Annotated in this window: 10 protein-coding genes; 2 read left to right on the top strand and 8 right to left on the bottom strand. The window is 59.6% G+C overall.

Features of this window, described 5'->3' with window-relative positions; translation table 11 throughout:
• From adh to VMU57_RS08275, 7 genes are all read right to left on the bottom strand, one after another.
• The coding region (gene adh / locus VMU57_RS08245) for an aldehyde dehydrogenase (protein WP_349255564.1) at positions 1–1,340 on the bottom strand (1,340 nt) is incomplete at its 3' end.
• Between the two features lie 166 nt (positions 1,341–1,506).
• Positions 1,507–2,100: a YceI family protein gene (locus tag VMU57_RS08250; protein ID WP_325382317.1), complete on the bottom strand. Its 594-nt coding sequence runs from the start codon at positions 2,098–2,100 to the stop codon at positions 1,507–1,509.
• A 66-nt stretch (positions 2,101–2,166) separates the two neighbouring features.
• Positions 2,167–2,421, bottom strand: a complete 255-nt coding sequence (locus VMU57_RS08255; RefSeq protein WP_325382319.1) for a helix-turn-helix domain-containing protein — start codon at positions 2,419–2,421, stop codon at positions 2,167–2,169.
• A gap of 207 nt (positions 2,422–2,628) precedes the next feature.
• Complete coding sequence (locus VMU57_RS08260; protein WP_325382321.1) at positions 2,629–3,672, bottom strand: 6-phosphofructokinase; 1,044 nt, start codon at positions 3,670–3,672, stop codon at positions 2,629–2,631.
• 63 nt (positions 3,673–3,735) lie between these two features.
• A complete protein-coding gene (gene carB, locus VMU57_RS08265; RefSeq protein ID WP_325382323.1) occupies positions 3,736–7,017 on the bottom strand; it encodes a carbamoyl-phosphate synthase large subunit in 3,282 nt (1,093 codons plus the stop codon).
• Between the two features lie 67 nt (positions 7,018–7,084).
• Entirely contained in the window at positions 7,085–8,224 is a 1,140-nt protein-coding gene (gene carA / locus VMU57_RS08270; protein ID WP_325382325.1) for a glutamine-hydrolyzing carbamoyl-phosphate synthase small subunit, read from the bottom strand.
• Positions 8,225–8,377: 153 nt separating this feature from the next.
• Positions 8,378–8,503, bottom strand: coding sequence for a hypothetical protein (locus VMU57_RS08275; protein WP_325382327.1), 126 nt, complete (start codon positions 8,501–8,503; stop codon positions 8,378–8,380).
• A 186-nt stretch (positions 8,504–8,689) separates the two neighbouring features.
• Between VMU57_RS08275 and larE the strand changes: the two genes are divergently transcribed.
• Positions 8,690–9,535, top strand: coding sequence for an ATP-dependent sacrificial sulfur transferase LarE (gene larE / locus VMU57_RS08280; protein WP_325382329.1), 846 nt, complete (start codon positions 8,690–8,692; stop codon positions 9,533–9,535).
• A gap of 51 nt (positions 9,536–9,586) precedes the next feature.
• On the opposite strand, the gene VMU57_RS08285 is transcribed toward larE, so the two are convergent.
• On the bottom strand, positions 9,587–10,465 hold the full coding sequence (locus VMU57_RS08285) for a hypothetical protein (protein ID WP_325382331.1): 879 nt from the start codon (positions 10,463–10,465) through the stop codon (positions 9,587–9,589).
• Positions 10,466–10,724: 259 nt separating this feature from the next.
• On the opposite strand from VMU57_RS08285, the gene VMU57_RS08290 reads away from it, so the two are divergent.
• On the top strand, positions 10,725–11,567 hold an 843-nt coding region (locus VMU57_RS08290; RefSeq protein ID WP_325382333.1), incomplete at its 3' end, for a LarC family nickel insertion protein.

Consider the following 11,567-nt stretch of genomic DNA (forward strand, 5'->3'; position numbering starts at 1 on the left):
GCGCGGTTCATGTCGCGCGTCCAGATGCCGGCGCCCAGCCCATAGAGTGTGTCGTTGGCGATCGCCAACGCCTCTTCGTCGTCCTTGAACTTCGTCACCGAGACCACCGGTCCGAAGATCTCTTCCTGGAAGATGCGCATCTTGTTGTTGCCCTCGAACACGGTCGGCTCGATGTAGAAGCCGTTGGCGAGATCGCCGCCATTTTCGGCACGCTTGCCTCCGGTCAGCACCTTCGCGCCCTCCTGCTTGCCGATATCGAGATAGGAAAGAATCTTCTCCATCTGCTCGGTCGAGGCCTGCGCTCCGATCATCGTGTCGCGATCCAGCGGATTGCCACGCTTGATCGCCTTCACCCGCGCCAGCGCCCTCTCCATGAAGCGATCGTAGATCGACTCCTGCACCAGCGCCCGCGAAGGACAGGTACAGACCTCGCCCTGATTCAGCGCAAACATGGTGAAGCCTTCCAATGCCTTGTCGAAGAACGCGTCGTCCTCACGCATCGCGTCTTCGAAGAAGATGTTCGGACTTTTGCCGCCAAGCTCGAGCGTCACCGGAATAATATTCTGCGAGGCATACTGCATGATCAGACGGCCGGTAGTGGTCTCACCGGTGAAGGCCACCTTGTTGACGCGCGTGCTCGAGGCCAGCGGTTTGCCCGCTTCCAATCCGAATCCATTCACCACATTCAGCACGCCCGGAGGCAGAAGGTCGCCGATCAGCTCCAGCAAGACGAGTATCGACAGCGGTGTCTGCTCCGCCGGTTTCAGGACGACGCAGTTGCCCGCGGCCAGCGCCGGAGCCAGCTTCCACGTCGCCATCAGAATAGGAAAATTCCACGGAATGATCAGTCCGACTACGCCCAGCGGCTCGTGATAGTGATACGCGACGGTGTCGGCATCGATCTCCGAAATCCCGCCCTCCTGCGCGCGGATGCAGCCGCCAAAGTAGCGGAAGTGGTCGATGCTCAGTGGCATATCGGCGGCCATGGTCTCGCGAATCGGCTTGCCGTTGTCCCAGGTCTCGACCGTAGCCAGCATCTCCAGGTTATCTTCCATGCGCTGCGCGATCTGTTCGAGAATATGGCCGCGCTGCGCCGGAGAGGTTCGTCCCCACGCCGCCTTCGCTCCGTGAGCAGCATCGAGCGCACGGTTGACGTCGTCCGCATTCGAGCGCGGAATCTCGCACAGAACTTCGCCGGTCACCGGCGTGACATTTTCAAAGTAAGCGCCCGAGGCAGGCGCGACCCACTCGCCCCCGATATAGTTCCCGTATTGCTTGCGGAAGGAGACGGGAAATCCATAGCTTCCCGGTGCGACTTTGCTGCCTGCTGCGGCGGTCATCGTGGACATGGCATGTTGCTCCTTCTGAGATGGGTAGTCTTCACAGACGCAGGCGCAGAGAATCGCTTCGAGTAGCCCCGCGCCTAAGCGTAGCAACAGTACACCCGCGCGACAGAGCGTTGCAACCTGCCCAGAGCATCCCTCACGGCCTCAATAACCTGCCATGTCACTGTACGGTCGCCCGCGCTTCCACCTTGACCTGCACGTCTTTGCCTACGCGCAGCATCAGCGTGCTCGGGTCTTTCATTCCCCACGCAACGTAGGGCACAACAAAGCTCGTCGTCGCGTTCAGTTTGCCATCGCTCAACGAGGTCCGCACCTGCAGAAACAGCGGATGATCGGCCCCATGAATCGTAAAAGTGCCTTCGACCGTTACCGTCTGCGTCTGCCCGTCATGAACGACGCCCGTAACCTTTTCGGGATGAAAGATCGCTTCGGGATACTTCGTGCTCTCGAGAACATCTTTCTTCATGCGCTCGTCGCGAAGATGGTTGCCACTCTCGGCAGACGCCGTTTCGACAATAATCTCTCCGTCCGCAGTCCCTGCATCTTCGTCGAACACGAGCACGCCCCTCTTCAGCTGGAACGTCCCATGAACAGTGTGCAGAATGTCCTTCAGCGTCCAGTCGATCTTCGTCGCCGCCGGGTCGAAATGAAGCGTCATCTTCGCGGGCGAGCTTTGCGCACCCGCAGAAGCCGCCAGCAGAGTAATGACAACCATCGCAAGAACACATCGCAAATTGGGAATCGTCTTATTCATCCTGGTAAGGATAGTATCGCCACAAAAGCCATACTCGCCCACAGACATACAAGGGGATAAGGAGACCTATCGGGCTCGGCCTGCTGGCTTTTTCTGCTTCGGCATTACGGTTACGGGAGCCGCCGCCTTGACGCCTGACTTCTCATCCATCCACGCATCCAGCAGGCTTTTCTTGAACCGCCAACGGTTTCCCAGCTTGAAGGCCGGAATAAAACCCTCCGACGCGTAGCGGTACAGCGTATCTCCACTGATGCCCAGATACTCCGACGCCTGCCGGATATCCATCACCTCGCGAGTAGCAACCTGCGCCAAAGCAGCCATCAGAGAAACCCTCCGAACACCCGAAACAAACCGGATAAAACCCAACTCCCCCCGGCACACCCTTTGTACCGCTTTCTACTTCCCGGCACAACCGAAATTCAAGACTGTTAACCAACTAACCGATAACGACCCAGCGCCACGCAACCTCCTAAACAGGAGAGCCCCAGCAAATCCGCTGGGGCTCTCCTTTATTTTGCTGGCCAATACCTAAACAGCATCTTTCAACGGCTGCAAGCTCTTCAGGACATCCAACAGATCCTGTCCAACCGTCCGGGTCTTGGCGATCGCATCGGCAATCGGAATGTCCGTAATCTGCGTTCCGCGCAGCACCACCAGGCGGCCGAACTTGCCCGCATGGATCAGATCAATCGCGGCCACGCCATATCGCGTCGCCAGCATACGGTCATAGGCCGTCGGTGTGCCGCCCCGCTGCGTGTGCCCCAGGTTCACGCTGCGCGTCTCGTAGCCGGTGCGCTTCTCGATCTCCTCAGCCAGCGTCTGCCCAATGCCGCTCAAACGCGGATGGCCAAATGAGTCCAACGACTCGTCATGCGTCGCGACCGCGCCCGCCGGGAACTTTGCGCCCTCGGCCACAACCACGATCGAGAACTTCTTACCATGTTCGCGGCGATACTTGATCAGGCGGCAGGTCTCTTCAATATCAATCGGCACCTCAGGCACCAGAACCACATCGGCGCCGCCAGCAATGCCGGAGGTAATCGCGATCCAGCCGGCATCGCGTCCCATGACTTCGCACACCAGCACGCGATTGTGCGACTCGGCGGTCGAGTGCAGACGGTCCACAGCTTCCGTAGCAATCATCACGGCGGTATCGAAACCAAAGCAAGCGTCGGTCCCGCTCAAATCATTGTCAATCGTCTTCGGCACGCCGACGCACTTTACACCGCGCTCGCTCAGCGCAAGGCTGATCGACTGCGTATCGTCGCCGCCAAGCGCAATCAGCGCATCCAGCTTGTTCCGTTTGATCGTCTCAACACACTTTTCGAATCCGCCCTCGATCTTCTTCACATTGGTGCGCGAAGACCGCAGAATCGTTCCGCCCTTCTGCAAAATCCCGGAGGTCGTCTCCAGGGTCAGCGGCATCGTCACATCGTCGATGACCCCGCGCCAGCCTTCCATAAAGCCGATAAACTCATCGCCATGATGCTGGATTCCCTTGCGCACTGCCGCGCGAATCACAGCGTTCAGCCCAGGACAATCCCCACCACCGGTCAACATTCCAATACGCATCAACAATTCTCCTTTTTAGACAACAGAAAAATCATACGCCGAGCCATGAGACTCAGGCAGGCGCTAAACAGCCGCCTCGATCCGGTTCGCATGCAGCGTCTGCAACGCAACCACGCTCAGGGTTCCCTGTTGCAACGCCGAAATGCCCTCAGCCGCCGCGCGTGCCGCCGCCAGCGTTGTAATCGTCGGAATCCGCGCCAGCACAGCCGCCCGTCGAATCGCCTGCTCGTCAAAGAACGTGTCCTGCCCGCGCGGCGTATTGATGATCAACTGAATGCGGTCGCCCTTGATCAGATCGACGACGTTAGGACGCCCTTCCTTCACCTTGTAGACCCGCTCCGGCTGCAATCCAGCCTTCTCCAGCACCGCTGCCGTTCCATGCGTTGCCACCAGATGGAAGCCCATCTCGACAAACTCTCGCGCCAGCGAAACCACGCCGTCTTTATCATGGTCATTCACGCTCAGGAAGATCGTTCCCTGCAATGGAAGCACCTGTCCGGCAGCGATCTGCGCCTTGGCAAATGCCTCGCCGAAGTTGTCGGCCACGCCCATCACCTCGCCGGTAGACTTCATCTCCGGCCCAAGTATGGTGTCCACTCCGGGGAACTTACCCCACGGAAATACTGGCGACTTCACAAAGTAATGCGATCCGGTTCCGAGGTCCTTGCCGCTCGCAACCGCATCCGGCAGCAACTCCTTCAGCTTGCGACCGACCATCAGGCGCGAAGCGATCTTCGCCAGTGGGACTCCGGTCGCCTTCGAGACATACGGCACAGTTCGCGAAGCCCGAGGATTCACCTCGATCACAAACACCTTGCCGCGTTGTATAGCAAACTGAATATTCACTAGTCCCATCACATGCAGCGCCATCGCCAGCTTCCGCGTGTACTCGCGGATCGTATCCAGCACATCGTCGCTCAGATCGACGGAAGGCAACACACACGACGAGTCGCCGGAGTGAATTCCGGCCTCCTCGATATGCTGCATGATCCCGGCAATCACTACATCGTCGCCATCGCACAGCGCATCGACGTCGACCTCAGTCGCATCCTCGAGAAAGTGGTCGATCAGCACTGGACGCTCCTGCGAGAACTCAATCGCGGTGCTCATGTACCGAACGACAGCCTCATCGTCATAGGCAATTACCATCGCTCGTCCGCCCAGCACATACGAAGGCCGTACCAGCACCGGATAGCCCACACGGTTCGCGCCAGCAACCGCCTCGGCCACACTGGTCGCCATCGCGCCCTCGGGCTGCGGAATCTGCAACTCTTCAATCAGTTTTCCAAACCGTTTTCGGTCTTCGGCCAGATCAATCGACTCTGGCGACGTGCCAATAATCGGCACTCCCGCCTTCTTCAGCGGCAGGCTCAGGTTCAGCGGAGTCTGTCCGCCGAACTGCACGATCATCCCAATCTCCGCGCCCGACGAGGCCTCATGCTCATACACCGCGAGCACGTCCTCCAGCGTCAACGGCTCAAAGTACAACCGGTCGCTGGTGTCGTAGTCGGTCGAAACCGTCTCGGGATTGCAGTTGACCATGATGGTCTCGTAGCCGTCCTCACGCAGCGCAAACGCCGCATGGCAGCAGCAATAATCGAACTCGATTCCCTGCCCAATCCGGTTCGGTCCGCTGCCCAGAATCAGGATCTTCTTGCGCGTCGTCGGCGCCGCCTCATCCTCTTCGTCGTAGCAGCTATACAGATACGGTGTATAGCTCTCGAACTCTCCGGCGCACGTGTCCACCATCTTGTAGACCGGCAGCACATTCAGCTTCTTCCGCAGCGCACGAACCGCCGCAGTTCCCTCCGCGCCCTTCAGGCCCCAACTCGCAGCCAGCCTCTCGTCCGAGATGCCCATCCGCTTGGCCTCGCGTAGTTGCTCCGCCGTCACATCCTCCATCGACACGCCGCCGATTGCCTTGATCTCATCTGTAATCTGCTTGATCTGATGCAGGAACCACGGGTCCATCGAAGTCATGCGCGCAACCTCGCGCACGGTCATGCCACGCTCGAACGCATAGCGAATGTAAGCCAGCCGATCAGGATGCGGCGTCACCAAACGCTGCGTCAGCCGACGCGGCTCAATGTCGTCCGCCGTGGCCTTCTTGCCCGTCTCCAGCGACCGCACCGCTTTCATCATCGCTTCCTTGAAGGTGCGGCCAATCGCCATCACCTCGCCGACAGACTTCATCTGCGGCCCCAGCCCTTCATCCGCGCCGGGAAACTTCTCGAACTGCCACTTCGGAATCTTTACGACGACATAATCAATCGTCGGCTCAAAGCAGGCCGGGGTCGCCTTCGTAATATCGTTCTGAATCTCGTCGAGCGTATAGCCCACCGCCAGCCGCGCCGCAATCTTCGCAATCGGAAACCCGGTAGCCTTTGAAGCCAGCGCCGACGACCGCGACACCCGCGGATTCATCTCGATCACCGTCATGCGGCCATTCTGCGGATTCACCGCGAACTGTACGTTGCTGCCGCCCGTCTCGACGCCAATCTCGCGGATCACGCGAATCGCCGCGTCACGCATCGACTGATACTCGCGGTCGGTCAACGTCTGCGCTGGAGCCACCGTAATCGAGTCGCCCGTGTGTACGCCCATCGGATCGAAGTTTTCAATCGAGCAGATGATGATGACGTTGTCGTTCAGATCGCGGACAACCTCCAGCTCATACTCCTTCCACCCCAGCACGCTCTCTTCAATCAGGCACTCATGCACCGGCGAAAGATCCAACCCGCGCGACAGAATCTCCATCAGCTCTTCGCGGTTATAGGCGATGCCGCCGCCCGAACCGCCCAGCGTGAACGAAGGCCGAATGACGACCGGAAAGCCGATCTTCGTGGCAAACTCCAACCCATCGCGAATATTGTTAATCAGCGCCGACCGGGGCATGTCCAGCCCGATCTTCGTCATCGCGTCCTTGAACAGCAGACGGTCCTCGGCCTTCTTGATCGCCTCCAGCTTCGCGCCAATCAGCTCGATGCCCAGCTTCTCCAGCACGCCCGAATCAGCGAGATCGACAGCAAGGTTCAGAGCCGTCTGTCCACCTACCGTAGGCAGCACGGCAAACTTGCCCGAACCAGCCGTCAGCATCTCCGCTTCAACGCGAAGAATCTCCTCAAGGTAAGCCGTATTCAAAGGCTCGATGTAGGTGCGATCGGCAACTTCGGGGTCCGTCATGATGGATGCCGGGTTCGAGTTCACCAGCACCACCTCATAGCCCTCGGCCTTCAGCGCCTTACAAGCCTGCGTGCCGGAGTAGTCGAACTCCGCCGACTGCCCAATCACAATCGGCCCCGAGCCGATCACCAGAATCTTCGCGATGTCATTCCTGCGTGGCATCTCTGTCTCTTCCTCACTGATTTCTATGTGCCGAAAAAATGCGCGGCCAAAGCCGCGCCATGAGCTTCTATTTCTTCCACTCTTCCATCATCTTCCGGAAATCTCGGAAGAGATAATGCGAATCGTGCGGCCCGGGACTTGCTTCGGGATGGTACTGCACGCTGAACATCGGATCGGTCTTGTGCTTCAATCCCGCCAGCGTCTGGTCGTTCAGGTTCGTATGCGTCCGCTCCACGTTCGCCGGAAGCGAATCCGGATCGACGTTGAAGTTGTGGTTCTGCGCCGTAATCTCGACCTTGCCGGTCTGGTGGTTCATGATCGGATGATTGCCGCCATGATGCCCAAACTTCAGCTTGTAGGTCTTGCCGCCCAACGCCAGCCCAAAGATCTGGTGCCCCAGGCAGATTCCGAAGATCGGTGTCTTGCCCTGCAGCTTCTTCACATTCTCGACCGCATACCCCAGCGGCTCCGGATCGCCCGGCCCATTCGAGAAGAAGACACCGTCCGGGTTCATCGCCAGCACTTCTTCTGCCGAAGTTGTAGCCGGAACCACGGTCACGCTGCAGTTCTCGCGCGTCAGCATGCGCAGAATGTTTTCCTTGATGCCGAAGTCGTAAGCCACCACATGCATCTGCCTGCCGTCCGCGTTCTCCGCAGGCGTCAGCAGCGCATCGCCGGTCTGGTTCTTCGGCTCGCTGGCGTCCCATTTGTAGACAGTCTTGGTGGTCACGACGCTGGCAAGGTCGGTGCCATCCATCTTTCGGATCGACCGCGCTTTCGCCACCAGAGCATCCGCATCCAGATTCTCACCGCTCGCAATCACGCCGCGCATCACGCCATGGGCCCGCAGATGCCGCACCACGGCACGCGTATCGATGTCCGAGATCACGGGCACGCCATAGCGCTCCAGATACTCGTCGGCGACCTGCGTTGAACGCCAGTTCGAGCTGATCGGCGAAAACTCACGCGTCACCAGCCCTTCGATGTAAGGCCGCGTGGCCTCCGCATCGTGCGGTGTCGTCCCATAGTTTCCAATATGCGGATTGGTTAGAACCACAATCTGACCCGCGTAGGAAGGATCGGTAAAGATCTCCTGATAACCGGTCAGTGATGTATTGAAGACCACCTCGCCAGACCGTTCCGTCTGCGCGCCAAAACTCTTACCACGAAAGATGCGCCCGTCTTCCAGCGCCAGTATTGCCTGCATTGCCTCTCCAGAGGAGTGGATTTTATAGATTCTAGCAGCTTTGGGGGCATAAATCGCATCCGTTTGGGCTGCTTCCGTCTAAATCATTCTGCAGACACGAAAAAAGGCCCGGAACATAGTGTCCGGGCCTCTTCTTCCACCGCTAAAAAAATACTAGCGTCTGTGATGGCGATGATGATGACGACGGTGATGATGATGCACCGCGGCATTTGCAGGAACAACAGCTCCCGCCAACGCAACAAATGCAATGGCACCAAGAATCAGGTTGCGAATCTTCAAGAAATCCCCCTCCCGTTCTGCTATCCCCTCTCCGGAAATAGTCAGTCAGTACACGCAGCTTACTCTCCCAGCAGCCATACTTCCAATGCTCCACGTTACAAACTTCAGAGAGAAGTTACCTGACTTATCATCTGCCTCACCCCCACCGCCGGCATCTCTCCTACAATAGCTATCAGGGCATCCTCAATGAACCTGCCGCGAAAATCCGCTCATCTTCAATCCACCCTCCGCGACCTCGGCAGCCTTCTCGTCGCCTACTCCGGCGGAACCGACTCCGCCTACCTCGCCTATGCCGCCCACCAGGCCCTCGGCGACCACATGCTCGCCGTCATCGCCGACTCCGCCTCGTTGCCCCGCGCCGAGCTGGCCGCCGCCCTCGACTTCGCCGCCCAGCACAACATTCCCATCCAGATTCTGCACACCGAAGAGCTTGAGAACCCCGACTATCAGCGTAACGACAGCAACCGCTGCTTCCACTGCAAGGACGAGCTCTTCACCCGCATGGAGTCCGAGCGAGCGTCCCGCGGCTTCCTCCACATCGCCTACGGCATGAACCTCGACGACCGCGGCGAGTTCCGTCCCGGCCAGCAGGCCGCCGCCGAACACCATGCCGTCGCTCCCCTCGTCACCGCCGAGCTCACCAAGGCAGAGATCCGCCAGCTCGCCCACGAAGCAGGTCTGGAGCTATGGGACAAACCCGCCTCCGCCTGTCTCGCCTCGCGCATCGAGTATGGCCGCCCCGTCACCCACGAAAATCTCTCCCAGGTCGAGCAGGCCGAAGCGGCCCTCCACGCCCTCGGCTTCCAGCAGGTCCGCGTCCGCCACCACGGCGACCTGGCCCGCATCGAGATCGCGCGTCCCGAGCTTGCCCGCGCCCTCTCGTTAGAGACCCTCGACCGCATCACCGCAGCCCTGCGCCCGCTCGGCTTCCTCTACATCACGCTCGACACCCAGGGCTACCGCTCAGGCAGCATGAACGACATCCTTCCCGCCACCGCCATCGCTCCCGCTTCGACATCCTCATCCGGCTAATGAGGATGCCCACCGCCGCAAGCAACAGGTGGGCATTGCCGACACCATCCTCTACTGCTCAGGTTTCGCAGCGTCTTTCTTCATGGGAGCCGCCATCTTCGGCTTCCAGAAATCAGGATTGGCCTTCACCCACTCCTCCGGCGGATAGCTCATCTTCGGGGCGAACTGGAAGAGATTCGTCTGAACCTTCTCTATACAGGAAGCCTCCAGCTCGCCGAACTTCTTCATCCCGTTCTCGCCCATCGCCTCCAGAAACTGCTTGGATTGCCCGTCCTCTGCATCGACCTCCGACAGCGACTTCATCGCAGTCACCACCAGATACACGCCGCCATTGTCGGCGCCGTACATACTTTCAAAGGTCGCCCAGTGCATGTTTGGAACCTTCGCATAGCCGCTCTTGGCCATCTTCACCAGGTCCTCCCACTCTTTCCTGTGACCGGGACGCACCTTGAACGAAGTGAGCTCCATATAGTGCTGATCCGCCAGCCCACCCTCCGCATTCAAGCTGTCTTCTTCGTTGTACGTCCACACGCTCGAATCATAAGAGGTCAACAGATCACCATCGGCAAGCTCAGCCCGGTCCATCGCCCCCGACAGCGTGGCATTATGCTCGGTTGCCTGGTTGTCCTTCTCCCACGCTGCAAACGAGGCATAAGGAACAAAGAACAACGCTCGCGACGGCCCCGAAAGTGAGTTCATCCCAATGTAATGAGTCGGCCACTTGGCGGCACTCATCGCACGCACAAAAGCGCCCTCCGACCGCTCATGGACATTGCCGCTCTTCCCCGGCTTCAGATACTCGCGCTGAATCACCAGCACCTTCGGCGGCCCATTTACTCCGGGCGCACTATCCTGCGCCAGCACGACACCCGCGCTTGCAGACAAACACAACACTCCCAGCGAGAACCCTATGATTTTTTTGGCATTCATACACGTACCCTCCCAGTGAAGGACAGCGAGTTAGCCTGCAAAACATTGCCGGCACCAGCGATCGAGCGCACTCTACGACGGCAATAACGCCCAAACGCGGAGCCGGTGTTTCGAATGTGCTCGGGAGCCCGCCGGAAGTGTATACCTTTCTCTCCACCACGCAACACAAATTTCCAGTCCCCCTCAACAGCCTCCCGACGTCTCTGCAATCCCCTGCACCCCCGCACGCTGTCCCCGCTCGCGCATGAAACAATAGGCCATGCGCATCGCCTATCTCGACTGCTTTGCCGGCATCAGCGGAGACATGTTCCTCGGCGCTCTCCTCGACGCCGGACTCGCCCCCCAGGTCCTCCACGACGCCATCGCCTCCCTCAATCTCGGAGCCTCCCTCAAGATCGAAAAGACCGACCGCAGCGGCATCTCCTCCACCCGCGCCCTGGTCTTCGATGGAACCCAGTTAGCCGAAAAGGTCGATGACACCCACGCGGACGGCAAAGACCACTCGCACGAGCACACTCACGCCGAGCCGCACACGCACGAAAAGAAGCCGGAAGAGAAAGCCCACCATCACGGACGCCACCTCAGCTCCATCCGCAAGATCATCCAATCGAGCACCCTTGCCGACGAAGTGAAACAGACCGCAATCCGCGCCTTCGAGCTTCTCGGAGCCTCCGAAGCCAGGATCCACAACGTAGACGTCGAAAAAATTCACTTCCACGAAGTAGGCGCCATCGACGCCATCGTCGACATCGTGGCCGCCTCCGCGGGCATCCACGCCCTCGCTGTCGATCAGTGGTTCTGCTCTCCGCTCAATCTCGGCGGCGGCTCCATCGAATGCGCCCACGGGCACTTCCCCGTCCCCGCCCCGGCCACGGCAGACCTGCTCCGCGGCCTTCCCACCTACACCGACCCCGCAGCCCCGCAGATGGAACTCGTCACCCCCACCGGCGCGGCTATCCTGCGCGCTCTCTCCCCAACCTTCAGCCAGCCGCCCGTCATGCGCGTTCATCGCATCGGCTACGGCGCCGGAGGCCGCAACCCCAAGGGCTTCCCCAACGTCCTCCGCCTCAACATAGGCGAGTCCGCGCAGGCTCCCGTCACG

This window comes from Edaphobacter sp., from assembly GCF_035532915.1.
Taxonomy (GTDB): Bacteria; Acidobacteriota; Terriglobia; order Terriglobales; family Acidobacteriaceae; genus Edaphobacter.

What these genes read in the sequence shown, in the direction of transcription:
- VMU57_RS08250 (WP_325382317.1), bottom strand. Translation starts at nt 2,100, where the DNA reads ATGAATAAGACGATTCCCAATTTGCGATGTGTTCTTGCGATGGTTGTC.
- VMU57_RS08255 (WP_325382319.1), bottom strand. Translation starts at nt 2,421, where the DNA reads ATGGCTGCTTTGGCGCAGGTTGCTACTCGCGAGGTGATGGATATCCGG.
- VMU57_RS08260 (WP_325382321.1), bottom strand. Translation starts at nt 3,672, where the DNA reads ATGCGTATTGGAATGTTGACCGGTGGTGGGGATTGTCCTGGGCTGAAC.
- carB (WP_325382323.1), bottom strand. Translation starts at nt 7,017, where the DNA reads ATGCCACGCAGGAATGACATCGCGAAGATTCTGGTGATCGGCTCGGGG.
- carA (WP_325382325.1), bottom strand. Translation starts at nt 8,224, where the DNA reads ATGCAGGCAATACTGGCGCTGGAAGACGGGCGCATCTTTCGTGGTAAG.
- larE (WP_325382329.1), top strand. Translation starts at nt 8,690, where the DNA reads ATGAACCTGCCGCGAAAATCCGCTCATCTTCAATCCACCCTCCGCGAC.
- VMU57_RS08285 (WP_325382331.1), bottom strand. Translation starts at nt 10,465, where the DNA reads ATGAATGCCAAAAAAATCATAGGGTTCTCGCTGGGAGTGTTGTGTTTG.